The following is a 26,812-nucleotide window of genomic DNA, read 5'->3' as shown; positions in this document are numbered from 1 at the left end:
AATTGGATGGTAAAAGACGGAACGATTAAACAAATTAACGATTAACCAAATAAACAAAGAGATATGCTATACTACTTATTTCAATATTTAGACAAAGTAATGGATGTGCCAGGAACAGGTGTTTTTCAATACATCACTTTTAGATCATCCTTAGCATTGATGTTGTCATTATTATTGTCTACTATTTATGGAAAACGCATTATTGGTTTTTTGAGTAGACAGCAAGTTGGTGAAACTGTACGTGAATTAGGATTAGCAGGTCAAAATGAAAAAGCGGGTACGCCAACCATGGGGGGTATAATTATCATTTTTGCTACTCTAGTACCTGTATTGCTTTTTGCAAAACTTCATAATATTTATATCGTTTTATTGATTGTAACCACCTTGTGGATGGGTACAATTGGTTTTATAGATGATTACATCAAAATTTTTAAGAAAGATAAACAAGGCCTTAAAGGTATTTTTAAAGTTGTTGGGCAAGTTGGTTTGGGCTTAATAGTTGGCTCCGTTTTGTATTTCAGTCCTGCTGTTACGGTTAGAACCGACACAGGGAAAGCAGATATTTTTAGACAATCTACAGAAGCTGTAATTAATCCTGCTTCTTTAGAAGAAAAATCAACAGCAACTACTATTCCTTTTTTCAAAAATAATGAGTTTGATTATGCAGAATTGCTGGCTTGGACTGGAGAAGGCTATGAAAAATGGGCTTGGCTAGTTTTTATACCAATTGTAATTTTTATTATTACTGCTGTTTCAAATGGAGCAAATTTAACGGATGGTATTGATGGATTAGCTGCAGGAACTTCTGCGGTTTCGGTTTTTGCATTAGCGATTTTTACTTTCGTCTCGGGGAATATTATTTTTTCTAATTATTTAAATATAATGTATATACCTAATTCTGGAGAGATGACTGTTTTTATTGCTTCATTTTTAGGTGCTTTGATTGGTTTTCTTTGGTACAACTCCTATCCGGCTTCGGTCTTTATGGGAGATACAGGGAGTTTAACAATAGGTGGAATCATTGCTGTTTTGGCTATAGCCGTTCGTAAAGAATTATTAATTCCGCTATTGTGTGGAATATTTTTAGTCGAAAATTTCTCTGTTGTCTTGCAAGTGGCCTATTTTAAATATACAAAAAAACGCTTTGGTGAAGGGCGAAGGATATTTTTAATGTCTCCTTTGCATCATCATTACCAAAAGAAAGGATATCATGAAAGTAAGATAGTTACCCGATTTTGGGTTGTTGCTATTATGCTAGCCATATTGTCAATTGTAACGCTGAAATTGAGATAATATGAGACTAGTGATATTAGGAGGAGGAGAAAGCGGTGTAGGTACTGCAATTCTTGGGAAGAAAAAAGGATATGATGTTTTTGTTTCTGATTTTGGAAAAATAAAAGAAAGTTATAAAGAGGTTCTTATTATTAACGGAATTGCTTGGGAAGAGGGAAAACATACAGAAGAGTTGGTTTTGAATGCCGATATCGTGATGAAAAGTCCCGGTATTCCAGATAAATCTCTAATAGTCAAACAGTTAAAAAGTAAAGGGATTTCGATAATTTCTGAAATTGAATTTGCAGCTCCTTTTACAAACGCAGTTACCATTGGGATAACTGGAAGTAATGGTAAAACAACCACAACAATGTTAACGTACCATTTGTTGAAAACCGCTGGGTTGAATGTTGGTTTAGCTGGAAATGTTGGTAAAAGTTTTGCATGGCAAGTTGCTGATAATGATTTTGATTTTTATGTTATTGAGTTGAGTAGTTTTCAGTTGGATGGTATTATAACGTATAAACCACATATTGCAATTTTAACTAATATTAGTCCGGATCATTTGGATCGATATGAATATAAATATCAAAATTACATTGAGTCTAAGTTTCGAATAACGATGAATCAAACAGAGGAAGATTTCCTTATTTATGATGCAAATGATGAAGCCATTTTAGAATGGTTAAGTAAAAATAAAGTGAAAGCCCAATTAATTCCTTTTTCGTTAACCGACGAATTCAAACAAGGAGCTTATATAAAAAATAATAAAATGGAAGTAAGGATTAATCAAGAAGAGTTTACAATGGACACGGAATACATCGCATTGGAAGGAAAACATAATTTGAAAAATGCAATGGCAGCAACTTCAGTAGCAAAGATTTTGCAAATTAGAAAGGAAACGATTCGTGAAAGTTTATCTAATTTTCAAGGAGTAGAACATCGCTTAGAAAAAGTATTAAAGATTCAAAATGTTCAATACATAAACGATTCTAAAGCTACAAATGTAAATTCTGTATTCTTTGCTTTAGACAGTATGAATACTCCTACCGTTTGGATAGTAGGGGGTGTTGATAAAGGGAATGATTATCATGAATTAATGTCTTTAGTGCGTGAAAAAGTAAAAGCAATTATTTGTTTAGGTGTGGATAACAAAAAAATAATTGATGCTTTTGGGAACGTAGTAGATATTATGGTAGAAGTAAACAGTATGAATGAAGCCGTTCGTATGGCTCAACGTTTATCTGAAAAAGGAGATACAGTATTATTGTCACCGGCTTGTGCCAGTTTTGATTTGTTTGAAAGCTATGAAGATAGAGGAAGACAATTCAAGCAAGCGGTAAAGAATTTATAAAAGGAAAGAGTTTAACAGTTAAAAGTTTAAGGTTGATGTCACTCAACTTTATACTTTAAACAAAATAAACCTTTAAACAAAAATATCATGAAAGAACTAATTAACAAGCTAAAAGGGGATAAAGGTATTTGGTCATTCGTGGCCTTATTGGGCCTATTTTCCTTTATGCCCGTTTTTAGTGCAAGTAGTAATCTAGCTTATCTCGGTCATGGTACAGGAAATACTTTGGGGTATTTGGTGAAGCATTTTGCACATATCTGTATTGGCTTTTTAATTATTTATTGGGTTCATAAAATTCCGTATCTCTATTTTCGAGCAATTTCAAAAGTTGGTTTACCTATCGTTTGGATTTTGTTAGCCTACACTTTGGTAAAAGGAACTGTAATTGCGGGAGCCAATGCCAGCCGTTGGATTCAAATACCTTTTATAGGTTTATCTTTTCAAACCTCAACTGTGGCCGCAATCATCTTGTTTATTTTCGTGGCTCGTTATTTGTCTAAGACAAGAGAAAATCCTATTACTTTTAAATCCTCTTTGTGGGAGTTATGGCTTCCGGTATTTATTACTTTGATCTTTATATTGCCAGCCAATTTTTCTACCACAGCTTTGATTTTTGCAATGGTTATTATGATCGTTTTTATAGGAAGATACCCGATAAAGTATATTTTTTTTATCGTCGGAACCGGTATGTTGTTTTTGACATTTTTTATTTTAATAGCTAAAGCTTTTCCTGATTCTAGATTTTTTAGCAGAGTAGGAACTTGGGGAAGCCGGATTGAAAATTTTACAAGTAACAAAGCAGATGAAGATGATTATCAAATAGAAAAAGCCAAAATTGCGATTGCCTCAGGTCAAATTTATGGTTTAGGGCCAGGTAAAAGCGTACAGAAAAATTTCTTGCCACAATCTTCATCCGATTTTATTTATGCTATAATTGTAGAGGAATATGGGCTTGTAGGTGGAGTAGGGGTTTTGGTTTTGTATTTACTTTTGTTATTTCGTTTTGTGGTTGCATCGCACAAAGCCAATACTCTTTTTGGAAAATTAGTGGTTGTAGGGTTGGGTTTTCCCATGATTTTTCAAGCAATGATTAATATGGCAGTTGCCGTTGAATTATTACCCGTTACTGGACAAACACTGCCTTTAATAAGTAGTGGGGGAAGTTCCATTTGGATGACTTGTTTCGGACTCGGAATAATTTTAAGCGTTACCAAAAAAGAAGAAGAAATTGCACAAGAAAAATTAGAAAAAGAAAAAAGGGATGAAGTACTTCAAAGATTGATTGATAAAGAAATCGAAACTAATCTTGAAGAATCTGATTTTAAAAATGAAAAAAATAATGTTGAGATAAATGATTATTCGATTTCGGATAATTCTTCAAATCCAATGAATGCTGTTTTGAAATAACTGAATTTATTTGATTTAGTTATTTTTAAAATACAATTATTTACAGTTTAAAGTTATACACAAGCATCAATTTATAAAATTTTTCAAAATGGCCAAGCATAAATTTATCTTAAGTGGAGGAGGTACAGGAGGACATATTTATCCTGCAATTGCCATAGCAAATGAATTGCAATTTCGATTTCCAGATTCAGAGATTTTGTTTGTTGGAGCCAAAGACAAAATGGAAATGCAAAAAGTGCCTCAGGCAGGTTACAAAATAAAAGGGTTGTGGATTGCTGGATTGCAAAGAAAATTAACCATTCAGAATGCAATGTTTCCTTTTAAATTAATCCATAGTTTATGGGAGTCAAGAAAAATTCTAAAAGAATTTAAACCCGACGTTGTCATTGGAACTGGAGGTTTTGCAAGTGGTCCATTGCTTAAGATGGCCAATAGTATGAATATACCAACTGTTATTCAAGAACAAAATTCATATCCAGGTATTACCAACAAATTATTAAGTAAAAAAGCCAATTGTATTTGTGTGGCTTATGATAATTTGGAATCATTTTTCCCTAGAGAAAAAATGATTCTAACTGGAAATCCTGTTCGTCAGGATTTAATGGATATTTCTTCGAAACGTACAGAAGCTATTCAATATTTTAAATTGGATAATAACAAAAAGACACTTTTGATTTTAGGCGGTAGTCTTGGTGCTAGAAGGATTAATCAATTGATTGAAAAAGAACTAGATAATCTGCTTTTCTTAAATGTTCAAATTATTTGGCAATGTGGTAAATTTTATTTTGATGAATATCAAAAGTACAATAAATACAATGTTCAAGTTGTTCCTTTTATAGAAAGAATGGATTTGGTATATGCTGCTGCTGATATAATTATTTCTCGTGCAGGAGCTTCTTCTGTTTCAGAATTATGTTTGGTTGCTAAACCGGTTATTTTTATTCCATCACCAAACGTGGCTGAAGATCATCAAACTAAAAATGCTCAAGCTATAGTTGATAAAAAAGGGGCTATTTTATTAAAAGAATCCCAGTTGGAAGATGATTTTATGATCGTTTTCGAATCTTTAATTAAAGATATTGGGAAACAACAGTTTCTAGGCAAGAGTATGAAGAAATTAGCAAAACCAAATGCAACGATTCAAATTGTGGATGAAATTGTTAAATTGATAGATAAAAGCAAAAAATAAAGAATAGGTTGTAAAAATCTAAATAAAGATAAAATGAATTTAAATCAAATTAAAAACGTCTATTTTATTGGTATCGGTGGTATCGGAATGAGTGCTTTGGCTCGGTATTTCAAAGCCATTGGGAAACAAGTTTCGGGTTACGATAAAACGCCTTCTATACTGACAAGTGAGTTGATAGAAAGCGGAATTGATATTCATTTTGAAGATAATATAGCGAGTATTCCGAATGATTTCTACATTGAAAATACTTTAGTGATTATTACTCCAGCAGTACCTGTGACCCACTCAGAGTGGAATTATTTTTTGGAACGTGATTATCAAGTAAAAAAGAGAGCGGAAGTTTTAGGTATTATCACCAAAGATACGTTTTGTTTTGCTGTGGCAGGAACGCATGGCAAAACGACGACCTCTAGTATTTTAGGACATATTTTATATGAAAGTGGTGCTGATGTAACCGCTTTTATTGGCGGAATTGTTGAGAATTATGATTCCAATTTAATAGGAAACGGAAAAACGGTTACAGTTGTTGAAGCGGATGAATTCGATCGTTCATTTTTACATTTACATCCAGATATTGCCTGTATCACTTCTATGGATGCAGATCATTTGGATATTTATGGAACTAGTGATGCTATTGAAGCTTCATTTGTAGAATTTGCTAATAAAATTGAAGACAAAAGCAACCTTTTTATTACCAACGAATTACCAATAAAAGGGGTAGTTTGTGCGGTAAATGATGAAGCAGTTTTTGAAGCTTTCAATGTAAGAATAGAAAACAGTAGTTATGTTTTTGATGTTAAAGCCCCAAACGGACTCATAAAAGATTTGCGTTTCGGATTGCCAGGTAAGCATAATTTAATGAATGCTTTGATGGCATTAGCAATGGCAATAACTTACGGCACCCCAACCGATGTTATTGCCAGAGCTTTGGTTTCGTTCAAAGGGATAAGACGTCGTTTCTCCTATCAAATAAAAGAAGAAAATTTAGTGTATATTGATGATTATGCGCATCATCCTACCGAGATAAATGCTGTACATCAGGCGGTTCGTGAATTGTATCCAGGACAAAAGGTTTTAGCTGTTTTTCAACCACATTTATTCAGTAGAACTAGAGATTTTGCTGATAATTTTGCCAAAAGTTTATCTGCTTTTGATGAAGTATTTATGTTGGATATTTACCCGGCTCGTGAATTACCAATGGAAGGAGTTACTTCGCAATGGCTTATGAATAAAATGACAAATGGACATAAAAAAATAGTTAGTAAAGAGGATTTAATTCCCGCTATTTTGGCTAATGATGCTCGTGTGATTGTTACAATTGGAGCTGGTGATTTAGGAGAAATGGTACCGTCAATTAAAAAAGCATTGTATGAAAGTCTTTAATTGGAATAATATAAGATTATTACTGATGTTTGTGTTGGTGATTTTTCTTTTTTCGTTTACATCCAAACGAAATTCTAAAAGGAAATTGATCAAAACAGAGGTGGTTTTTATAGGTGAAAACGCACTTTTTTTAAAAAACGAAACGGTTAATAAATTGTTAATAGAAAATAATTCGAATGTTACAACCATAAGAAAAGATAGGTTAGATTTGAATAAATTGGAGCTAGTATTAAATGCTCAAAAAATGATCGAGAAAGCAGATGTGTATGTGAGTATTGATGGTGTTTTAAAAGCAGTTGTAAAACAAAAGACACCTATTGCTAGGGTCTTTAATGATGAGGGTTCTTTTTATGTTGATAGTGAAGGAAATACCATGCCATTATCGTCAAATTTTACAGCTCGAGTTCCACTTGTTTCTGGGGAGATAAACAAGAAAAACAACAAAGATTTATTTAAATTATTTAAAATAATTTATGATGATGCGTTTTTAAGAAAGAACATCATTGGTATACAAATTATGCCTAATGGTAGCTTATTAATGCTCAATAGAAATTATAATTATCAAATTGATTTTGGTAGTTCGATCAATGCAGAACGAAAATTTCAAAACTATAAAGCTTTTTTTCAAAAAGTAAGTTTGGATAGTTCTTTGTATAAATATAAAAAAATAGATCTCAGATTTACGGAACAAGTAGTTTGCACAAAATAATAGAAAATGGAAAAAGAGAATATTGCAGTAGGTCTAGATATTGGGACGACTAAAATTGTTGCCATGATTGGCAAAAAAAATGAATATGGAAAACTTGAAATTTTAGGTGTTGGTAAATCTAAAAGCTTGGGTGTGTCAAGAGGTGTTGTAAATAATATTACTCAGACAATACAGTCCATTCAACAAGCAATTCTTGAAGCAGAGAATAATTCAGGTTATAAAATAAAAGATGTTGTAGTTGGTATAGCAGGACAGCACATACGAAGTATTCAACATAGTGATTACATCAGCAGAAGTAATCCAGAAGAAGTAATCGGAGGAAATGATATTGATTTGCTAATCAATCAAGTTCACAAATTGGCTATGTTGCCAGGAGAAGAAATTATTCATGTTTTGCCTCAAGAATTCAAAATTGATGGGCAGTCCGATATTAAAGAACCTATCGGGATGTATGGTGGAAGGCTTGAAAGTAGTTTTCATGTTGTCGTAGGACAAGCTGCGTCTATCAGAAACGTAGGTAGGTGTATTCAAAGTTCAGGTATTGAATTGTCAGGCTTAACATTAGAACCTTTAGCATCTTCCGATGCAGTTTTAAGTCAGGAAGAGAAAGAAGCAGGTGTTGCCTTAATCGATATAGGAGGAGGTACTACGGATTTGGCTATTTTTAAAGATGGCATAATTCGACATACTGCCGTAATTCCTTTTGGAGGAAATGTTATCACTGATGATATAAAAGAAGGTTGTTCGATAATAGAGAAACAAGCAGAGTTATTGAAAGTTAAATTTGGTTCTGCTTGGCCAGGTGAAAATAAAGACAATGAAATAGTTTCAATTCCTGGATTAAGAGGGAGAGAACCGAAAGAAATTTCGTTGAAGAATCTTTCAAAAATAATCAATGCACGAGTTGTCGAGATAATTGAACAAGTTTTTACCGAAGTGAGAGCCTATGGGCATGAAGATCCACGTAAAAAATTAATTGCAGGTATAGTTCTTACTGGAGGAGGCGCACAATTGAAACATATCAAGCAATTGGTGGAATATATAACGGGAATGGATACAAGAATTGGTTACCCAAATGAGCATTTGGCGGGTAATTCTGATGAAGAAATTTCAAGTCCATTGTATGCAACAGCAGTAGGATTGGTTATGAATAGCATAGAAAACAACTCGCAAAGTGCTGTTAAAATGCAAGCGATACTTAGCCCTGAAAAAGTAGCATATTACAGAGAGCCTATTGTAGAAACAAAAGTAGAGTTACAAGAAGAAGTTTATGTGCAACCTGAAAAAATACTTCAGGTAGATTCTATAAAAGAAGAAACGACTGAAAACAAAATTAGAAGATCGTTTTTTGATAAATATGTAGACAGAATAAAGGATTTTTTAGACAACGCAGAATAATAATAAGAATTGAATAAGTTATCAAACCTCCTTTTTGCCCCAAGCCTAGAGTAGTTATAGATAAATAAAAAAAATTAAAAACCCATACGATGTCAAGCAACACTGAATTTGGAAGTATATCATTTGATTTGCCAAAAAATCAATCAAATGTAATCAAAGTAATAGGAGTAGGTGGAGGTGGTAGCAATGCCATTAACCACATGTTTAAACAAGGTATAAAAGGCGTTGATTTCATCGTCTGTAATACCGATTCGCAAGCATTAGAAAATAGTGCTGTGCCAAATAAAATTCAGTTAGGTGTAAATTTAACGGAAGGTCTTGGTGCTGGAGCAAATCCAGACATAGGCCATCAATCTGCTATTGAAAGTATTGCCGATATTGAAAAAATGTTGGATAGAAATACAAAAATGGTTTTTATCACTGCTGGAATGGGTGGTGGAACAGGAACTGGTGCTGCGCCTGTAATTGCTCAATTAGCAAAAGAAAGAGATATTCTTACAGTTGGTATTGTGACCTTACCGTTCTTGTTTGAAGGTAAAGTACGTCAAGAACAAGCTTTAATTGGTATAGAAAAATTACGCAAACAAGTTGATTCTTTAATTGTAATCAATAATAATAAATTAAGAGAAGTGTATGGAAATCTTGGTTTCAAAGCTGGATTTTCTAAAGCAGATGAAGTATTGGCAACAGCCTCAAGAGGAATTGCCGAAGTAATTACACATCACTACACTCAAAATATCGATTTACGTGATGCCAAAACAGTATTGTATAATAGTGGTACTGCTATTATGGGATCTTCTGTTTCTTCTGGAGAAAATAGAGCAAAAGAAGGAATTGTTTCTGCTTTAGATTCACCTCTTTTAAATGATAATAAAATAACGGGTGCCAAAAACGTATTGTTGCTTATCGTTTCTGGTTCTAATGAAATTACAATCGACGAAATTGCCGAAATTAATGAGCATATTCAATTCGAAGCTGGTTCTAATGCCAATATTATCATGGGTGTTGGTGAAGACGAAACGCTAGGCGATGCCGTTGCAATTACAATTATAGCTACTGGTTTTAATGTAGAACAACAAAATGAAATCGTAAATGTTGAGCCTAAAAAGATTATTCATACTTTAGGAGAGGATCAAAAAGGTGTTTTTGATTTAACCAAAAATACTGTTGCTGGATTTAATTTAAATAGTGAATTACCAGTTTCTAATACTGAGGAAAGAATAGTTTTCGATCTAGTTGAAGATATAACGATTCCTGAACCTGTGGTTGCAGCAATAAACGAAGATGAATTAATTGGAATGTCTGAATTTATTAAAAATTTAGATGTTACTTTCGAAATTGTTTCTCCAATGAAAGAAATCGATTTTATAGTAACAAATCCTGTAGTAGAGCAAATTAGAGAAGTGAGGTCTGAGTCAATTCGATTTGAGGAAAAACAAGAACAAGTTTCATTTTCTTTTGATTTACCTTTGAGTACTCCAGAGCCGGTTCAGCCAAAAGTAGATTCTAATTTCTTGTTCGAATTGACAAATGAAACACGTGAGATAAATGTAGTTCAGCCCGTTCAGTTTGTTCCTGTAACCGAATTATCTGAGAATGGTATTATAAAATACTCACTTGAAGAATATATGGAAGTAGAGAATGAATTGTTAGAATGTAAACCTACAGCCAAAGTAATTGAAGAAGTAATTCCAGCTGAATTGAATATTACAATGAAGCAAGTGTCCGCTACTCCAGCAGAGATACCTGTTTTAGAAAATAATTCTCCAGTTGATATGACAATCGAAGAAACATTGAGATTCAGAGCAGAAGAGAGAAGAAGAAAATTGAAAGATTTCAATTACAAGTTTCATGATAGCGTTTCAAGAGTAGATGAATTAGAAAGAGAACCAGCTTACAAAAGATTTGGTATCGATTTGAATAATTCACCTTCTAACAATGCAACTTCAAGGATATCCGTTGGAACAGACAGTAATAATGATTTACAGTTACGTTCCAATAACTCCTATTTGCATGACAATGTAGATTAATAAATTCAAGCCATTTTTTTTGAGATAACCCGAAAATTTAATTCTATTTTCGGGTTATCTTTTTGATTGTAATGCTAAAACTAGTTGTTGCTATTGCGAGTAAAATTTTCTAAATTTGTCGGGCCTTATCCAGCTGTATATTACAAGCTTTTTGTCGTAACTATTTTTTCTTAGAACAAGAAAGTCCCGATAACTATCGGTATCAGTCCCTTTTCTAGTTCCAGAAAAAATTAGTTTCTCCCAAAAAGGCTTTTCATTACCATCTGGGGCAGTAAAAAAGTATTCAGATTGCAGTATTCAGATTGTAGTTTGAATCTAAATTCAACAATTTAAAATCTAAAATATATTATGAGTTTATCAGTACAAATCATGGACGAAATCAAAACCGCCATGAGAGCCAAAGATACAGTAGCATTAGAAGCATTAAGAGCTATTAAATCCGAAATGTTATTAGCGCAAACAGCTTCAGGATCCAAAGAAGAAATAACAGCTGATGAAGAGATTAAATTACTTCAAAAATTAGTTAAAACTCGTAAAGAAAGTGCTAGAATTTTTACAGAACAAAATCGTTTGGATTTAGCTGAACCAGAATTGGCACAAATAGCAGTAATCGAAAAATTTTTGCCAGCACAATTAAGTGAAGCCGAAGTAGAAGTAGTGATTGCGAAAATTATTGCTGAAACAGGTGCATCAGGTATTGCATCAATGGGGAAAGTAATGGGGTTAGCAGCTGCTCAACTTGGAGGAACTGCTGAAGGAAAAACCATTTCGACTATTGTGAAGAAATTATTGACTTAAGAAATGGTTATTGATTGCAGGTTTTAAATCAAAAATCTGCAATCATAAATCTAAAATTAATACCGACTGCGTAGTTCAACTGGATAGAATATCAGATTTCGACTCTGAGGGTTGCAGGTTCGAACCCTGCCGTGGTCACAATCAGAAAGCAAAATTGTAGTACTTTACAGTTTTGCTTTTTTTATTACTTAATATCAAATAGTTCTGTTTTTTTTATGCAAAATATCGCACTCCTTTTTACTATTATAGTTTTTGTTTTGGCTTTTGGTCTTTTACTTCGGGTAATGTTTAGGATTGTAGAATATTGTTACGGTTTGTTATTTGACAAACCTGTTTTTGTGCATTTTTGTCCTTTCCCCAAAAAAATAAGTCCAATTGCAATTGATTTTCTTACCAATGAGTTCACCTTTTACAACAACTTATCAGATAAAAATAAGGTTTATTTTGAACATAGAGTTGCTCGTTTTTTAGATAATTACCAATTTGTAAGTCGCGATAGTTTTGTAATTACAGAAGAAGTAAAAGTCCATATTGCAGCCACAATTACTATGTTGTCTTTTGGTATGAGACAATATCTTTGTAACGTTTTTGATAAAATTATTATTTACCCATCAGTCTATTATTCTAATTTATCTAAGCAATATCATAAAGGGGAGTTTAATCCCAATGCAAGAGCAGTAGTTTTTTCTTGGGAGGATTTCCAAAAAGGTTTTGATATAACCAATGATAATTTAAATCTTGGAATACATGAATTTGCACATGTGTTGCATCATCAGGGAATGCGCAGTAATGATATTAGTGCACTACTTTTTGCAAGAATGTATACAGAAATAAATGAGGAAGTGAGTGTTCCAAAAGTTAGAGAACAATTAATTGCATCCGAGTATTTTAGGATTTATGCATTTACCAATCAGTTTGAGTTTTTAGCGGTAATCCTAGAGAATTTTTTTGAAACACCATTAGAGTTTAAAAAACAATTTCCGGATCTATATTATAAAGTGAGTTTGATGTTGAATCAAAAACATTAATTGTTTTAGTTTTTAAATAAATGGCCTTAGCTTTATTTGTAGGATAAAGGCCCAACAAAGAAATAACCTCTAAAATCAAAAGGTCTGTTCGTACTTTTTACGGTAGCTTCAATAATGATATCGACTCTTTTTTTGGCTCGATTGACATCTTTTACGGTGTATTTTGTTTCGGATAATTCAATTTTTATTTCATTGACTTTTATCCTTTCTTCGTGCTGATGCAACGATTGCTTCATGGTTTTTGAAATAATTTCTTTTAAGGTGTTTTCGTTCATCAAAAGATCAAAATCGATTTCCCATATTTTGGAACCATAGGTTTCGTCAAATTTGCATTCTCCAAAAGTTGTAGTGGCCAATAAAATTATTTGTTGGGCAATAGAATGTTCCAAAGAAGTTTTTTCAAGCTCTTTTTTTTGAATTATTGCGCCAAAATCTATTGGTAATTTGTAAAATGCTCCTTTCATAAGTATTGCTTTTATAGATAAATAAGTCGATCCGTTTTTCCTTTTAGGTCAGTTTGCATGGCTTTGGAAACTTTTTTTCGTTTCACTATATTCAGTTTTACTTTTGGTGTAAGTTTTAAAAACTTCTCCCGATAGAGTAGGTCACCAATCAATCTTTTTCCTTTGTTTTCGTCAACTATGATAAAATAACTGATCCCTTTTTGCATTTGTAAAGAATTAATATCTCCAGCAAAAAGCTGTATGGTTTGATTGTCTTTCTCAAAAGTATAAGTCAGTTCGTCTGAATTGAGTTTTCTATATCGAGAAATATCAAAAGTTTCGATTTCTTCTTTCAATGGTTCAAAGGGAATATTTTCGAATAAGAAATTTTTCGAAGCTAGAAATTTTAGTCCTAAGAAACTCCAAATACTTTTTTTGGTGATTTGTTCTTTATAAATAAAGGTATCTCGGGTTACTTTATAAATTTCTTTTTCGTTGGTTTTATCATCCGTAAGAATCATTTGATAGGTTGGAATCTCAATTTTGGATGGAATTTCGGAACTAGACTGATGTGTTTTAAGGTAGATCGTACCCACTTCTTGTTCTGAAATTGTAATGCTAATAGTGTATTTTATCAAGGCAGAATCGGTTCGTACAATCACTTTTCCTTCCCCAGAACCGGCATAAAATACCGATCCATCATTGTCTGTAAGTCCAAGGGATAGATTCAATTGTGGAATTGGCATATTTTAAGTGTTTTATTAGAAAAGGTTTGTTTTTATTATTGAAAGGTTTACGAATTAATCATTTTTGACTTTGTAATACTTCAAACAGGTTAAATACTCTCTTAAAAGTTTGTTGTCTGCATCTGTTGGGCTGAACTCGTAATCTTTATTTAGAGTAAAAAGCTTTATTTTATTGACCATGTGGCTTCTTATTTTTGTAATTTCACGTACACTCAATTCGAGTACTACATTTCCATCACAGTTTACTTTGAGTTGGTTTTTTAAACTCAAAATCTCTCCATCTTCAAAATAAAGTTCTAGGGGTTGCTCTTGCTTGACACAGGTATTATCTGTAAATATTTTGAAAAATAAAAAAGCATTTCCTTTTCTCTTTCCAAGTTGAAGTGTTGCATATTCGGCACTTTCATTATATACTCTTAAAAAAAGAGGAGGGACACTTGCAAAATGCTTACCGTCGAGTAGTAATTCATTTTGAGTTATAGGACAATTGATGTTGTCTAAGGGATGGCTTTTTTTCTTTTTTTGAGCTTGTATTGCTATGGAAAAAGAAATCATTAGAATTAAAATCAAACTTTTTTGAAATGGTTTCATATGTAGATAAAATTTCTTTTTTATTGGAATATGGTATCGCTTCATCTTTATTGGTGCTTGTGACAACTTTAGTCATGGCGATTTCATGGGTTTTGAATTATGACATTTAATTTTCTTTGAAATAGTTTTTTAAAAAAAGGAAACACAAAAAATGTGTTCCCTTTTTTATAGATAAAATCAAAGGATTATTTTTGTTCGTAATCGGTATCCCATTCTGTTCCGTCATCTCCTTTGTGACCATCCATTTTGATGAGGAAGTTCTTTGCAGGAAAGTAAGGTTTCATGTGAATGTCTACATAGATTCTGTCTTTTTGGATAGGATCTTGCTCAAAACGACGAATTTCGAAATTCTCTATCAATTTGTCTGGTCCAGTAATTCCGTCCAAGAAACTTACAATTTGTCCCATGATTTCTTTACGCGTTTTGGCTGTGAAATTTTCAAAAGCACGACGGTTAAGGAAATCCATTAAAACTTTAGTCACATAATCAAATACACGCACAACAGAATAGGTTTGCAAACCTAAGTTGTCTCCGCTAAACAAAGTTTTTGCAGAAAACGCCATAACTTTACCGTACTCATTAACCATAGGGACCAATCCCATGTTTTCTAGGTTGGCAATTTCACTTTTCTTAAGGTCAAATTTCACACCGTCTACTTCGTTGATACCACCAAATTTCTTTCCAGCAGTTACTTGTGACATTAATGTTTTGTAGATTTTACCAGCAAGAGCAGCAGAGGGAGCGATGTATAAATCTTCACCTTCTCCAATTTGCTCAAAACGACCACGACCTACTAACCAGTTGCAAGTCATAATTACATTGGAACGATAAACATCACCTCCTGTTAAGTTGGCAGCGTCAAACATTTCCATAACATCATCCGGTTCGTCCAAATGTTCAAAATCGGTAACCAGCATTACTTTGTTTTCGTGAGCTATTTTAGCCCATTTTTCGACTACTTTGTTGGAACCCAAATAACCAGGAATCACGACAATACCGTAGTTGTTTTTTAAATCCAAACGATCGTAGTTGTCAACCAATTCAGAATGAATGGCATCTATGAAACGAGTATTGTCAAGATCTTTTAATTGCTCAATATCGGCATTTACAATAGTGATGTTTTTTACTTTGTCGGTCTCAGTATTTTTGTAAAATAAAGAAAGTGTTCTGTAAGCAGCTTCTATCTCTCTTGTGTCTTCAACCGCTTTTACAAGATTCTTTTTTAGCAATATTTCCGATTCTTTGCTTTTGTCTTCACATTGCGCAACCATGTCTGTCAACGCTTCGTTGTTGTTTAAGACAGCAACCCAAAGTTCAAGGGTTTTCATCAAAGTTTCTCTTTCTTTGGCTTTGTTTATTTCGCCCAAGAAAATTTTTCTTCTTGCTTTTCTATCTGGATTTAGGTTTTGAGTTCCTTCAATAGACATTTCCAATAAGTCGAAACCACCATATTTGGCCAATTTTTCAACACTTTTTTCTACTGAACTGGCAACTTTACGTTCCATTACTGCAACATCTCCACCATTGTCTTGAAATGCTCCTTTTGTCGTATTATCTTTCATCTGTTGGTTTTTATTTGTTGTCTTTTAATTCATTAATTAACCCGCCTAAGCTTTCCAATAATGCTTTTTTGGCATCACCGTCTTCTAGAGCTGCTTTCAAAATTTTATTCGTTTTCAATTGACGAATAATTTTTTGGTATTGGTCTTTTTCTGTTTCTAAGTCCGATAAGAAAGTGCTTTGAGCTGTAATCCCATTTACACCAAAATCTCCAAGATTTTTGAATTTCAACGCTTCGGTTTTAGTTGCTCCTTCAGCATTTTCGAAGTTTACTTTAACCTCTGGTTTAAAGTGTTCAAAAGCTTTTTCGATACTAGTGATTCCTTCTACTAATTCTGGTTTTACAGGAGTGTCAATAGTAAGTTTTTGTGCGATAAGGGTTCTGTTTTGAGGAATTGCGCTAATGGCTTCATCAGCGTCCAATTTTACCTCATTCCCTCCAATTCCATAATTTGTTAACATAGTCTTTGTTTTTTTAAATGATTGTTTGTTTTGCTTTTTTACGGATTTATAGATTTATATTTTAAGCTGTGTTACAGCGTATTTCAGTATGTTGTGTTTTTGGATTTTTTCTTTTTGGGCATGAGTTTCTCCTTCAGGCCCTTGGCTTGATAATTGGAATAGACAAGTTTGTGGTATTTTTGTCTGGGATCTTAATCTTTGGTGTTCTGTTTTTTAAAATAAAAAAGAACGGTTTTTTTAGGAGTAATTTTCTATTTTTTGAATCCCTTGAGGATTGTTTTGTTTATTCTCTATGTGGGTATGGATTTCAAATCTTCGTTATTGGGTCTCTTTTAAAGTGTAAATAGAAAATTCGTGTTAAGATTGTTCATATCAATATTTTTAAGTTTGTTTGAATTTATTTTATTCTATCATAAACTCGTTTAGGTATTTTATTTAAATCTTTCCCTTGAGTTTTCATTAATTCAACATATTTCTGGTATGATGTTTTTGCCTTTTCATTTTGATCAAACCCCCATTGAGCATCTCCCAAATTTAAGTAAGCAACGACTCTGTCTGGGTATTTAGATAGAATTTCTTTTAATAGGAATATTGATTCTTTATAAGCTCTTGCTTGTTCTAAATAATATGCTATATCATTATATTTAGTTATAGTTATATTTGATAGTGGATAACAATACATGTATGATTTTAATTTCACTGCACAGTCAGAAACAATTATATTCGGTTTTTTTTCATCAAATGATTTCTTAATACTTTCAAAATAGTTATTAAAATCTAAATTTAGGCAATCATACTTCTCTTCATAAAGGATGAATTTGTCATCAAAGCGATATTTGTTAATCTTATTATTAACTGAGACAACATAATTAAGCCCAGTTGAAGATTCAAAAAAACTTTCTTTAACATTGATAGTAAAATTGTTATTTTCAATTTTTGAATTTTCATAAGAATTTGAGCCTCCTTCGCCTCCAATATTACCTTTTAAAATTAAATTGTCAAGATATTTTCCATCGTAAGTATATGCATTCACTAAGAAAACGTCTTCTTGAAAACCCTCTCCCTCGCCAACTAATGTAAAATTATAAATGATAAACTTATTATTGTTGATTTCGAATTTCCCTACAACATTAAAAGCGTCAATTGTAAAATAATCTTTGTCATATTTGTAATTAAAAAAGCTATTATCAAATATTTTGTTTTTTTTAAGTTTTTCTACAGCAATAGATTGAGTAAGTGTAGGGATCTTATTGTAAAATTTAGAAAAAGTATTTTTATTTGCTTCAGAGATTTTTTTTTCTTTTACCTTTGTCAATATACAACTATCAGGAGCGTAATATTCACCTCCATTGGGTTTTTGTACTATTTTCCAACTTAAAGTATTTCCATTTATTGTAATCTCTACTTTACCATTTTTCCCTCCAAAAAAGCTGTTAAAAGTTGCAGTTATTTTATTGTTTTTTATAATTCCTTTTAAATTAAATTCTTTTTCATCATTTGAACAATCAATTTTGTTTCCACTATCGGCTATTGCGCAGTATCTTGCAATAATATTATCTCCATTTATTTTTTCTATAATTAAGGTAAATAAACTTTCAGGAACATCTACATTCTTTGAATTATCTGACCATTCCCAACTACCAATTAAATCGTTATTCTCTGATTTAATTATTGTTTTACTCGAAATTTGTGCTTCACTTTGTTTACAACCTAGAAACAAAATCATTATACTTAAAAGAAATATTTTATTCATAATTATGGTTTGAATTTTAAACAATCATCAACTCTATTCAGCCATCCTCCAAGAAACACATCCTGAGAATTCTTCTCGCCTTTTGTAAATGTTAAATCAGTGTAATATTGTTTTCTAATTTTTGAGATTTTTTTTAATAATTTATCTTGATCTGTAACATTATTGATTGCATTTATGGTGTTTGTACCGATACCTCCATCAATAGTGATATTTTGTTCAAATTCATTGACTAATAATTTTTGAACTTCTTTTATTGCTCCCCCTGATGTAATTGTCCAATCATAAATCATTAAACTAACTGTTTCATCTTTTATTTTGCAAAAACCCTTGGGTTCCCAATAATGTTTTCTATAAATAATTGTAGCTTGTTCATCTGTTATGTTTTTTAAATTATCAAGCGTAGGTTCTAATCCTATGTCATCTTTGGCGTATTTTTCCCAAGTCTTTAAAGTAATTCCTTTATTTGTAGGTCCACCTTTATCGCTAGGATGGTTAACATAACCTCCCTCATGGCGAAGAATAATTGGAGCAACTTTTTTAAACTTATCCTCACAGGTTCCTACAACTAAAGGTGAAGTTATAGGGGGCTTAGGAGGAGAATAAGACTGTAAACAATTACACGTTTTCTCAAAACCAGTGTCTTTTGCTATTTGTACGATATTTTTACTATTTAATGTGCTTGCATTTTTGCAAAAATATTTATCATCTAAATAAATAGGATCAAATTCCCTTACATCTAAGTGTATCCAACTATATGTATAATTATTATCAATATCTCCATTAGCATCATACTTCAAGTCTATAGGTTCTAATGAAAAATTGTTAGGATCAGTCCAACTAGTTTTAGCATTAAGATATTTAAGAAAAATAGAATCTTTAAGATCTCTTAAAGGGACTAGATTCTTTTCTTGTGCTCCTTTTATTTCCCAATTTCCTTTGTTAAATTGAATATCTAAAGCTTTTCCTTGATGATTAGTAGTCTTGAAATTTTTAAATCTACATCTGTATCCAGAACTAATTTGTGCAAAATTATAAGTTGTTTGTTTACTTAAATAAAACAATATTGTTTTAAAACCAAACAAAAGTGATCTATGAACTCCTGGATATTCATATTTATGATCCTTTTCTTTATTTCCAACTTTGTAGGTCCCTTTTCCAGTAGAATCCCCCCAACCATTACAGTTGTTTTTTTCTAATACTCCCCTTAATTTGCTTTGTACAGTACTCCCTTTAGTTGAACAACTACAATCTATCGTATTCCAAATTGCTTGTGAAATTTCAAATTTTTGCGAAAAATCATCAATCGCTTTTAAGACATTACCACAAATTTTTCCAGTTTCTGGGACTTTCATATAATCACGCTGGAACTGTTTGATCATTTTTTCAGTACGATCAGTAAATTCATCTGTTGGTACATTTCCCCCGAAACCCGCAAGACGAATATTTATTTCACGTATTAACTCGCTTTTGTCACCTTTTTTGATGCAAAATTTTTCTCCGCAACAGGTTCCTTCTTTTTTCTCATCTTTCGGATTCTTATCAGGCTCACCAACTTTTAGAGGATTATTCCCAGTAGGTGGTTTTGGGTTAGGGGCAACTATAGGTTTTACTTTAAATAAGCCTTCCCACCAGTCTGTAATTTCATCTCCAATTGATTTTTCTTTCTCTTGTTTTTTGGAGGGGCCTTTTTTCTGTGCAGGAGTTTCTTTTTTTGGAGTACCTGGTTTTGCTGTTGTATCCTTGTAACTAGGATTGGCAACATTAGTATTAGTGCTTGCTGTTTTTTTGTTCAAAATTTCGGCAGTGACATAATACTCATGTGTTTTGCCTTCGTCAGCATCACTTTTGGCTTTTACGGCATTGGCAATTTTGGCAAAATCGGGTTCTAAAACAAAATCAATATCGGCAATTCCATTTTTTACAATGCCGGGAAGTGTTTTCATTTTATTCTTCTCATTGGCTTTGTTGTGCCCTGCGCCAGCAGCGTCGTCTTCCCATAGGGTAGCGTACACTGTTCGTCTCTCCATGTGCAAGCAATGAACTCTGGCTTTTAGAATTTGTCCGTATGCAAAAGGTTTTGTAGGTTTATTTCCGTTTTTATCAAGAAACTCAATACTGTCTATTTTTGGACTCTCGGCATTGTGTGGTTTTACATCTAGTCTGGCAGTTTGCTCTCCTTTTTTGGCAAGGATGCGTATGCCTTTTCTTTCCAGACTTTTTTGTATAAATTTATAGGAGACTTTATTTCCTGTTTTGTTATTTTCCTCTTTTTTGATCCATTTGCCATTTTCCAATACATGCACTGACCATTCCACTGGAAATTCAAAAGGATTCGGTTTTGATCCATTTAAAATTTCTGTAGGGATTGATGTAGGCAACAATTGGCTTACCGAGTACGATTCTTCTTTACCGACTACGGGTGCTGGATTTCCTGTTATTTTTAATTCAGACATACTACTTTCTTTTATATACAAATAGAATCAGTTCCATTCACTTCGGCTTGAAATTTTGCTTTATTGACCAAGGGATTAATTTGGTTGCTTACTTGTGGTTTTGCTTTTTTTGCATTTTGCTTGCTAGGTTCTGCTTTTTGTCCGTGTTTGTCTACCGTAATGCAATCTGGTCCACCTATGGGGCAGGTTGCTTTACTGCTTTCCAATAGTATCTTTCCTTTGTTAGACAATGTTACTTTGTCATAAAATCCAGACCATTTGGTAATCACTGCTTGGCATGGCAAATAATCACCGCTTCCGTTGGGTTGCATTTTGCATTTGCCAAAAGTATTTTTCTCAAGGGTTTGCCCAATTTCTTTGTCGGTTGCAATGAGTTTTATTGAGGCATCTTTATCATTCGCATAATGCTTACTCTGTGTTTTTACCTTTAGTTTATCCAACTTGGGTTCTACACTAAATTTGCATTTTACGGTGGCTCCTTGTACTACTATGTGTTTTTCGCTCATTGCTTTGATTTTTTGAAACTTTAATTTCTTTGTTTTTTATAAATCGAATTTAATTCAGCTGATGGTTTGTGTCCATGGTTTGTTTTTCTACTTCTTCAATACCCTCAATTGTGATGGTTGATTTTACAGGGGAATCGTAGTTTATACAACATTCCAATTCCATTTTTTCGATGCAATAGTTGTCGGGATTCAAGAAATAAGTTGCTTTGTAATTTCCTTCCCAAGGATCCAATTCAAATGCAATGTCAATATCTACATAATCGCCAGTTTGTTCCACTTTGATTGAATGGTTTTCTTCTAAAAAGGGTTCTACTTTTTGTTGCACCTTAAAAAGAGCCTCTTCCTCTTTTATCAAAGGAAATGTAATGTTGTTTTCAAATGTGTATTCAGGAGTATACCCTACGTGAATACCATTAAAGAAAGCGCTCAAAAAATAATCTGATTTAAGAGCAGTCATCAAGTTTGCTTTGGTTTCGAGGTATTGCTCTACATGTTTAATATGAATTTGAGTTACATCACCTTCGTAATAGTCTAAGATTTCTTTTTTTGTGTTTTCCCAACGCTCCACTATTTCATTATAATTGTAAACATCAACCCATTTACCATTTGAATTTACTACAACTTGTAGCGGATAAAGAGCTTCGGTTGTTTTTGCATCCATCTCATCCATCATTGTGTCGGGTGCAAGGGTGTTGATATAAATAGCCTTTGCTCTTTTAATCTCAAAAAGATGAAATCCATTTTTGTCAATAGCAATCCATTTTACATTCGTTTGAAAGTTTAGGATGTCTTTTTCATTACCTTCTTCGATTGTATATTTTACATTGTAGTTCTTTTGCGAACCCGCTGGTAGAAACGGCAAGGTATTTCCTTTTGAAAAACTAACTTTTCTTCGTTTTTTTTCTACTGTTTCATTTATATCATTGTCGCTTTTAACGGGTGGCAAAAGCACTGCCTCTAAATGACTTGGAAAATCAGCTTCAATCAAATCGGGTATTTCGCAATAAATATTATGATACCTTCTCAATTCCAGAGGGGCTATAGCATGTTCCTGAGCTACTTTTTGCAAAGTATCTCCTTTCTGAATGGTATAGATTCTGTCTGTTGTTTTCAAGTGTAGCGTGATTTTGTTTTGTTAAAGAAGCCTTACTTATTGATTTTGATAGATTTGTCGGCAAACGTCTAAGTCTCTGCGCACTTTTTCGAGCTCTTCTTTGTAGGTTTTAGCCGATTGGTTCAAACTGTCTATAAGGTGTGCATTATGGGTAAGGCTTCTGATTTCTTTTTTGTAATCGATAATTTGCTTGTAGGCCAAGATGATATTGTTGTACATCTTTTTATTGTTGATAGAGTCTTTAGGTAGTTTTTGATAAATGTCTGCCAAGATCACATTTGCCAATCGTTGTTGGAAATCGTTGTCTTGTTTTGGTGCATTTATGGAATCGACTACTGTTCGAACACTGTCAATCTTTACAGCAAAATTGGTTTGATAATCAAATTCTTTGTTCAGTTTTTCATTTTGAGATTTCAATACTTTATTTTCAGCTCTTGGCATATAAAAATTGAAAGATGCTGCAATTAATATTACTGTTATTGTTAAGATAAAAACCACTAAAAATGCAAAGAATGCTTTTTGACGTTCCTGTTTGTTTAATACTTCCATTTTTTTATTTTTCTATAAAGAAACTATGTCTTTTACTGTTGTTCATAATGCTGTCGTTTTTATCTGTTTCGGCTACAAATAATTCGATATTTTCTTTTTTCTTACCGATGTAATCCAATCTGTTTAAGGTTTCGAAAAGTTTTTCTATTTTTTCTAAAAACTGAATGGATACCGTAGCTGTTTTATCAATATGGACATGATCGTAATTGGTATTAATCAAGGTGGTAAATAAAGTTTCGAAATCCCCTTGTGAAAGATCACACCAATCTGCAAAATAATTTAAGAGTTCTTCTTTACCAGATCCTGATTTGGAATCGATAAAATTTTTCATAATTCTGGCCAAAGAAACTACCGAACTAAACATGCTTGCAGGATGTTGATGCAAAGAAAACCAACGAAATTGTGTTAGTGTTTGCCCCAAATAATTGGCGGTAAAATCGGCCAATCCCATCATCATTTGAACCAAAATTCCAGTTTGCTGGTTTCTATTGATTTTTTGAGCTATTTGTACCGAATATATTTCGAGCTGTCCAAAACTATGTGCAATACTGGATTGCAAATCAATAAGTTTTGGATGACTAGATACTGTTACCGAAGATGGAATATAAGCTTCGTCTAATGTTGTGGTATCACCAATTACGATTTTACCAATTGCCAGATAAAAACCTCCGTACCCTATTCCAGAACGAAACTCATCTGCATTTATCAAATGGAGTTTGTATTCGGGTTGGGTATTCGGATAACGAGGAGGAACTTCTTCTGGATCTGGCTCACCAAAAGGGATGCGTTTCATAGAATTTACAGAAATACACGCTAACAAAACGTGCTGTTCTCCTTCTTTAATTTGATAGGTATCTTCGGCATACGGAATTTGTAAATCCAATGTGTCTGTAAAATTTCGGCTTATCTCAATACGGGAACCATTCGGCGTAATGGCATGGCATTCTTCAACTCTTACTCGCAATAGTTTGTGGTTGTCAATCCCCAAAGTGATTTTTATAGCCTCTTTATTTTGATTTCCCAAGTTCAACAAACCATAGCTCATTGGGGTAGTGTGTATGCCTATAGCGTCATTTACTAACTCTGCAACATTTTCTTGCATAGCCAAAAAATGACTTTTGTTAATCTTCATTCCGTCAATCCAATTGACTGGAAAATGATTCAGCTTTTCAACCATTTTTTTATAGTATTAGTAGTTTGTTTGTATTAGTTGTCTTGGTTTTCATGAATGAAACCTATTGTTTTGTCCTCTTTTTTGTTTACAATTTGTTTTTCTTTTCGTTCACAAATAATAACCGAATTCTCTGTGATTCCGTTCATTCCCAAAGTATATCTTGCATCGACATATTTTGCTTTTTCATTCCATTTGGGTTGCAAGAAAAAGACCCAATGGCAAGGTTTTCCATCAAAATTGAGTTGTATTGGCTGGTTCGAAAAGTGTTTGTTATAATCGTGTGCTGTATGGTAAAACAAACGGCCAAAGTCCATTCGTACCGGTCCTTTTGCTCTTATTGATGTGTATTCTTTATCATTTTCATTTTTTTTAATTAATAACGTAATCAATAAAAGATCTCTAATTTCTGCATCGTGCAAATCTTCGTAAGCATTTTTTTCTTCTGGAAATTTCCAAGTCACATATATTTTTGGCGGAATTAGGATCATTTGCTCGAATAGTCCGTTGACCCATGTTGGTATGAAAAAGGCAATAAATTGGGAACACATTAACAGCGTAAATTCCAATCCACTTAGAGCAGTGTAGATTAATATAAAGGGTATGCTGGAGTACAATACAATCACTAACGAAAAAAGCAATTCTGAGGGGAGTGTCTTTAAATGGAATTCATCAAAATACCAACGGTAAAAAAATACATGCATCCCACCAAACAGTAGGGTTGAGATTTGATAGAACAAAAACTCGTCGGACAGCTTAGAGAAAAGTTTGTTGAAACCCAAAAATGCTACTAAAGCATAAATGAACATAAATGACAAAGCATAGATGTAAAATTTTCTTTTGTAATTTTTATCAAATTCTTTGACTTTGTCACTAAAAATCATAGTCAATACGACAGTAATTGCTATTAATATTACTATAATTATAATAAGTCTTATGTCGATAAGATCCCTTAAATGGTTTTTGATCATTTTATATTCTTGTTGAGTAGCCTAATACAGGCTCAGTATTAAAATTAAATTGTTCTATGTCTTGATTCATTATCAAAAGTGTCTTGAGTTCAACTTCCATTGGAAAGAAATGCTCATAGAAACAGTCGATAAATTTTTTTATTTCTCCATCATTTATAAATTTCACAAATGGATTTTTAGTAATGGGCCCTATTTCGATTGTAACATTATACGAATAATCCATATAGCTGTTGCCACATATCAAATCAATCCCCAATCGATTATCGCCAAGTGTAATTTCTTCTTTATTGTCGCTGTATTCTTTTGATCCCGAAGTTTTGAAACGGATAGGCTCTTCTATAATACTTGACAAACAACGACAACAGAGGTCAATATCACCGACAATTTTATAAGCATAAGGCAATAACTGAATCAATTTGGAAACCAGTACAGCTGGAAAATCTTTGGATAATCCCCAGAATTCGTAGAAAAACTCTAATGGTTTACTACCATTCAGTTTATAAAGAAAATCACGTTCTGTATTTTCTATTTTTGTTCTATAGTGAAATATTTCGTTTTCAAACGGGGAAAAGAAATTACGCGATTCGGCCTCCTTTTTTTTCTGATGTTTGTGTTCCCGAATCATTTGGTTTACTGATTTCTCGGTGCCATTGTCACTAGGGCTGTGCATGAATCCTTCGGGTAAAGTGTCGTAAATACTATCTCTGGAGAGTTGTAATTTGAGGTATTCTCGACTGTCAAAATTATCGTCTATGATGTTTGCGCTCAGTATGTCATGGCGATATGCTCTGGAAAACTGGCCTTCATTTGCAATGATAATATTGTTCTCGGTTAGTGCATTGCTCTGAATAAGTTCATTAACAATGATCTCAGCCCGAATATCATGAGCGATTTCTTCTATTTGATTGACGATTTTACTTAGTTCCATTTGACTGTTTCTTTGCTTCTTCAATTATCCTGCCCGATGCGATGTAGCGTAATTGAAAATATTCGTCATTAAAATTGTAAATAGCCAAGCCCTTATCTGTGCAAGCTAAGATTCTATCGTTATGCAAATACATACCCACATCCGAAATAGGATGATCTTTGTCGTATCTAAAAAACACTAGATCTCCTTCTTCAAGAAAATCACGTCCTGTAAACAATTGCAATGATTTTGATCTAAACATTCCTGCAGGGTCTTTTGGGAGTGTTACTTTGTAAACAGAACTGTAAAGTGATTGAATGAAATAAGAACAATCAATTCCATCTTTAGAAAAGCTTTTGTCTTTGTATGGAGTGTCAATCCATTTGTCGATATAAGAATATAATTTGTAATCGGTTATTTTTTTTGGCATTACTCCAAGTACAATGCTGTATTTTTCTTTTATAGCTAAAACTTCATCACTTAAATTTTCGGTATTATCATTGACAACTGCTTGATTCTCTAGTGCCTTTTCATTCATTTTATTCTGTTTTTTCAATAAATCAACAGAATAATCGTATTTGAATGGAACTTGAGCTATGTAATTTTCGCTTCCACAGCCAAGTAGAATGGTGAATAATAGCAATAGCACTAATTTATATTTCATTTGTAGGTTTATATTTTTTTAAAGATTTCAAATTGTTTCAAAATCTTTCTTTTCATGTATTTATTTTTTGTTGAATTTTATTTTTTTATAAATAAAAACACTGCCTATTCCTATGTCAAAAGTGATCGGATAGACAAGTCTTTCTTTGAATTAAATTAGTAGAAATTCAAGTTAATAACTTGTGGTTTTTCTTAATTTAAAATATAAAGAAAGTATTATAAATAAAATAAAATGGTTTTTGGAAAATTTTCTAATTGACTTGAAAATTCAATTTTAAAAATGTGGTATGGGGCAAATGTATAAATATATTTTTAAAAACAAATGTTTTTTTTGTAAATTAAAACTTAAATATAA

The 26,812-nt window shown here is 32.7% G+C and carries 24 protein-coding genes and 1 tRNA gene; 11 read left to right on the top strand and 14 right to left on the bottom strand.

Annotated elements, in window-relative coordinates; all coding sequences use genetic code 11:
- Nucleotides 1–63 precede the first annotated feature (63 nt).
- The 11 genes from mraY to OYT91_RS10455 all read left to right on the top strand — a co-directional run bounded on the left by mraY (nt 64) and on the right by OYT91_RS10455 (nt 12,568).
- Nucleotides 64–1,293 carry a phospho-N-acetylmuramoyl-pentapeptide-transferase gene (mraY, locus tag OYT91_RS10505; RefSeq protein ID WP_281237922.1) on the top strand — a complete coding sequence of 410 codons (1,230 nt, stop codon included), beginning with the start codon at nt 64–66 and terminating at the stop codon, nt 1,291–1,293.
- A gap of 1 nt (nt 1,294) precedes the next feature.
- Nucleotides 1,295–2,626: a UDP-N-acetylmuramoyl-L-alanine--D-glutamate ligase gene (murD, locus tag OYT91_RS10500; RefSeq protein WP_281237921.1), complete on the top strand. Its 1,332-nt coding sequence runs from the start codon at nt 1,295–1,297 to the stop codon at nt 2,624–2,626.
- An 87-nt stretch (nt 2,627–2,713) separates the two neighbouring features.
- Nucleotides 2,714–4,033, top strand: a complete 1,320-nt coding sequence (locus tag OYT91_RS10495) for an FtsW/RodA/SpoVE family cell cycle protein (protein WP_281237920.1) — start codon at nt 2,714–2,716, stop codon at nt 4,031–4,033.
- 88 nt (nt 4,034–4,121) lie between these two features.
- Nucleotides 4,122–5,222, top strand: coding sequence for an undecaprenyldiphospho-muramoylpentapeptide beta-N-acetylglucosaminyltransferase (murG, locus tag OYT91_RS10490; protein ID WP_281237919.1), 1,101 nt, complete (start codon nt 4,122–4,124; stop codon nt 5,220–5,222).
- A 33-nt stretch (nt 5,223–5,255) separates the two neighbouring features.
- Nucleotides 5,256–6,605, top strand: a complete 1,350-nt coding sequence (murC, locus tag OYT91_RS10485; protein ID WP_281237918.1) for a UDP-N-acetylmuramate--L-alanine ligase — start codon at nt 5,256–5,258, stop codon at nt 6,603–6,605.
- Nucleotides 6,592–7,314: a cell division protein FtsQ/DivIB gene (locus OYT91_RS10480; RefSeq protein ID WP_269221823.1), complete on the top strand. Its 723-nt coding sequence runs from the start codon at nt 6,592–6,594 to the stop codon at nt 7,312–7,314. Before murC ends, OYT91_RS10480 begins: the two co-directional genes overlap by 14 nt.
- Nucleotides 7,315–7,320: 6 nt before the next feature.
- The gene (gene ftsA / locus OYT91_RS10475; protein WP_281237917.1) at nt 7,321–8,712 is read left to right on the top strand and encodes a cell division protein FtsA; all 1,392 of its coding nucleotides are present in this window, start codon (nt 7,321–7,323) and stop codon (nt 8,710–8,712) included.
- A gap of 89 nt (nt 8,713–8,801) precedes the next feature.
- Nucleotides 8,802–10,742, top strand: a complete 1,941-nt coding sequence (gene ftsZ / locus OYT91_RS10470; protein WP_281237916.1) for a cell division protein FtsZ — start codon at nt 8,802–8,804, stop codon at nt 10,740–10,742.
- A 348-nt stretch (nt 10,743–11,090) separates the two neighbouring features.
- Nucleotides 11,091–11,540: a GatB/YqeY domain-containing protein gene (locus OYT91_RS10465; RefSeq protein WP_269221825.1), complete on the top strand. Its 450-nt coding sequence runs from the start codon at nt 11,091–11,093 to the stop codon at nt 11,538–11,540.
- 64 nt (nt 11,541–11,604) lie between these two features.
- A tRNA-Arg gene (locus OYT91_RS10460) sits at nt 11,605–11,678 on the top strand.
- A 77-nt stretch (nt 11,679–11,755) separates the two neighbouring features.
- Entirely contained in the window at nt 11,756–12,568 is an 813-nt protein-coding gene (locus tag OYT91_RS10455) for a zinc-dependent peptidase (protein WP_281237915.1), read from the top strand.
- A gap of 32 nt (nt 12,569–12,600) precedes the next feature.
- On the opposite strand, the gene OYT91_RS10450 is transcribed toward OYT91_RS10455, so the two are convergent.
- The 14 genes from OYT91_RS10450 to OYT91_RS10385 form a co-directional block, all read right to left on the bottom strand.
- Nucleotides 12,601–13,032, bottom strand: coding sequence for a GPW/gp25 family protein (locus OYT91_RS10450; protein WP_281237914.1), 432 nt, complete (start codon nt 13,030–13,032; stop codon nt 12,601–12,603).
- Nucleotides 13,033–13,043: 11 nt separating this feature from the next.
- Nucleotides 13,044–13,757, bottom strand: coding sequence for a hypothetical protein (locus tag OYT91_RS10445; protein ID WP_281237913.1), 714 nt, complete (start codon nt 13,755–13,757; stop codon nt 13,044–13,046).
- 54 nt (nt 13,758–13,811) lie between these two features.
- Entirely contained in the window at nt 13,812–14,348 is a 537-nt protein-coding gene (locus tag OYT91_RS10440; protein ID WP_281237912.1) for a hypothetical protein, read from the bottom strand.
- Nucleotides 14,349–14,533: 185 nt separating this feature from the next.
- Complete coding sequence (locus OYT91_RS10435) at nt 14,534–15,853, bottom strand: DUF5458 family protein (RefSeq protein WP_281240379.1); 1,320 nt, start codon at nt 15,851–15,853, stop codon at nt 14,534–14,536.
- 67 nt (nt 15,854–15,920) lie between these two features.
- Nucleotides 15,921–16,370, bottom strand: a complete 450-nt coding sequence (locus OYT91_RS10430) for a hypothetical protein (protein ID WP_269221830.1) — start codon at nt 16,368–16,370, stop codon at nt 15,921–15,923.
- A gap of 397 nt (nt 16,371–16,767) precedes the next feature.
- Nucleotides 16,768–18,123 (bottom strand): tetratricopeptide repeat protein, encoded by a 1,356-nt coding sequence (locus tag OYT91_RS10425; protein ID WP_281237911.1) that lies wholly within the window; start codon nt 18,121–18,123, stop codon nt 16,768–16,770.
- Between the two features lie 2 nt (nt 18,124–18,125).
- Nucleotides 18,126–20,576, bottom strand: a complete 2,451-nt coding sequence (locus OYT91_RS10420) for a glycosyl hydrolase 108 family protein (RefSeq protein ID WP_281237910.1) — start codon at nt 20,574–20,576, stop codon at nt 18,126–18,128.
- A gap of 11 nt (nt 20,577–20,587) precedes the next feature.
- A complete protein-coding gene (locus tag OYT91_RS10415) occupies nt 20,588–21,082 on the bottom strand; it encodes a DUF4280 domain-containing protein (protein WP_281237909.1) in 495 nt (164 codons plus the stop codon).
- Between the two features lie 49 nt (nt 21,083–21,131).
- Nucleotides 21,132–22,196, bottom strand: a complete 1,065-nt coding sequence (locus tag OYT91_RS10410; protein WP_281237908.1) for a peptidoglycan-binding protein LysM — start codon at nt 22,194–22,196, stop codon at nt 21,132–21,134.
- A gap of 36 nt (nt 22,197–22,232) precedes the next feature.
- Complete coding sequence (gene tssO / locus OYT91_RS10405; RefSeq protein WP_269221840.1) at nt 22,233–22,745, bottom strand: type VI secretion system TssO; 513 nt, start codon at nt 22,743–22,745, stop codon at nt 22,233–22,235.
- A 4-nt stretch (nt 22,746–22,749) separates the two neighbouring features.
- Nucleotides 22,750–23,922, bottom strand: a complete 1,173-nt coding sequence (locus OYT91_RS10400) for a hypothetical protein (protein WP_269221841.1) — start codon at nt 23,920–23,922, stop codon at nt 22,750–22,752.
- Between the two features lie 29 nt (nt 23,923–23,951).
- On the bottom strand, nt 23,952–24,887 hold the full coding sequence (locus OYT91_RS10395; protein WP_281237907.1) for a TssN family type VI secretion system protein: 936 nt from the start codon (nt 24,885–24,887) through the stop codon (nt 23,952–23,954).
- Between the two features lies 1 nt (nt 24,888).
- A complete protein-coding gene (locus tag OYT91_RS10390) occupies nt 24,889–25,815 on the bottom strand; it encodes a type VI secretion system baseplate subunit TssG (RefSeq protein ID WP_281237906.1) in 927 nt (308 codons plus the stop codon).
- Complete coding sequence (locus OYT91_RS10385) at nt 25,802–26,458, bottom strand: C40 family peptidase (protein WP_281237905.1); 657 nt, start codon at nt 26,456–26,458, stop codon at nt 25,802–25,804. The genes OYT91_RS10390 and OYT91_RS10385 overlap by 14 nt, the downstream gene beginning before the upstream one ends.
- Nucleotides 26,459–26,812 lie beyond the last annotated feature (354 nt).

It is taken from the genome of Flavobacterium praedii (assembly GCF_026810365.1).
GTDB classification, from domain to species: domain Bacteria; phylum Bacteroidota; class Bacteroidia; order Flavobacteriales; family Flavobacteriaceae; genus Flavobacterium; species Flavobacterium praedii.
This window is presented reverse-complemented; position numbering and strand designations above follow the sequence as displayed.

Bases quoted from the DNA above. Each gene is read 5' to 3' on its own strand.
- mraY (WP_281237922.1), top strand. From the start codon at position 64: ATGCTATACTACTTATTTCAATATTTAGACAAAGTAATGGATGTGCCA.
- murD (WP_281237921.1), top strand. From the start codon at position 1,295: ATGAGACTAGTGATATTAGGAGGAGGAGAAAGCGGTGTAGGTACTGCA.
- OYT91_RS10495 (WP_281237920.1), top strand. From the start codon at position 2,714: ATGAAAGAACTAATTAACAAGCTAAAAGGGGATAAAGGTATTTGGTCA.
- murG (WP_281237919.1), top strand. From the start codon at position 4,122: ATGGCCAAGCATAAATTTATCTTAAGTGGAGGAGGTACAGGAGGACAT.
- murC (WP_281237918.1), top strand. From the start codon at position 5,256: ATGAATTTAAATCAAATTAAAAACGTCTATTTTATTGGTATCGGTGGT.
- OYT91_RS10480 (WP_269221823.1), top strand. From the start codon at position 6,592: ATGAAAGTCTTTAATTGGAATAATATAAGATTATTACTGATGTTTGTG.
- ftsA (WP_281237917.1), top strand. From the start codon at position 7,321: ATGGAAAAAGAGAATATTGCAGTAGGTCTAGATATTGGGACGACTAAA.
- ftsZ (WP_281237916.1), top strand. From the start codon at position 8,802: ATGTCAAGCAACACTGAATTTGGAAGTATATCATTTGATTTGCCAAAA.
- OYT91_RS10465 (WP_269221825.1), top strand. From the start codon at position 11,091: ATGAGTTTATCAGTACAAATCATGGACGAAATCAAAACCGCCATGAGA.
- OYT91_RS10455 (WP_281237915.1), top strand. From the start codon at position 11,756: ATGCAAAATATCGCACTCCTTTTTACTATTATAGTTTTTGTTTTGGCT.
- OYT91_RS10450 (WP_281237914.1), bottom strand. From the start codon at position 13,032: ATGAAAGGAGCATTTTACAAATTACCAATAGATTTTGGCGCAATAATT.
- OYT91_RS10445 (WP_281237913.1), bottom strand. From the start codon at position 13,757: ATGCCAATTCCACAATTGAATCTATCCCTTGGACTTACAGACAATGAT.
- OYT91_RS10440 (WP_281237912.1), bottom strand. From the start codon at position 14,348: ATGAAACCATTTCAAAAAAGTTTGATTTTAATTCTAATGATTTCTTTT.
- OYT91_RS10435 (WP_281240379.1), bottom strand. From the start codon at position 15,853: ATGGAACGTAAAGTTGCCAGTTCAGTAGAAAAAAGTGTTGAAAAATTG.
- OYT91_RS10430 (WP_269221830.1), bottom strand. From the start codon at position 16,370: ATGTTAACAAATTATGGAATTGGAGGGAATGAGGTAAAATTGGACGCT.
- OYT91_RS10425 (WP_281237911.1), bottom strand. From the start codon at position 18,123: ATGAATAAAATATTTCTTTTAAGTATAATGATTTTGTTTCTAGGTTGT.
- OYT91_RS10420 (WP_281237910.1), bottom strand. From the start codon at position 20,576: ATGTCTGAATTAAAAATAACAGGAAATCCAGCACCCGTAGTCGGTAAA.
- OYT91_RS10415 (WP_281237909.1), bottom strand. From the start codon at position 21,082: ATGAGCGAAAAACACATAGTAGTACAAGGAGCCACCGTAAAATGCAAA.
- tssO (WP_269221840.1), bottom strand. From the start codon at position 22,745: ATGGAAGTATTAAACAAACAGGAACGTCAAAAAGCATTCTTTGCATTT.
- OYT91_RS10400 (WP_269221841.1), bottom strand. From the start codon at position 23,922: ATGGTTGAAAAGCTGAATCATTTTCCAGTCAATTGGATTGACGGAATG.
- OYT91_RS10395 (WP_281237907.1), bottom strand. From the start codon at position 24,887: ATGATCAAAAACCATTTAAGGGATCTTATCGACATAAGACTTATTATA.
- OYT91_RS10390 (WP_281237906.1), bottom strand. From the start codon at position 25,815: ATGGAACTAAGTAAAATCGTCAATCAAATAGAAGAAATCGCTCATGAT.
- OYT91_RS10385 (WP_281237905.1), bottom strand. From the start codon at position 26,458: ATGAAATATAAATTAGTGCTATTGCTATTATTCACCATTCTACTTGGC.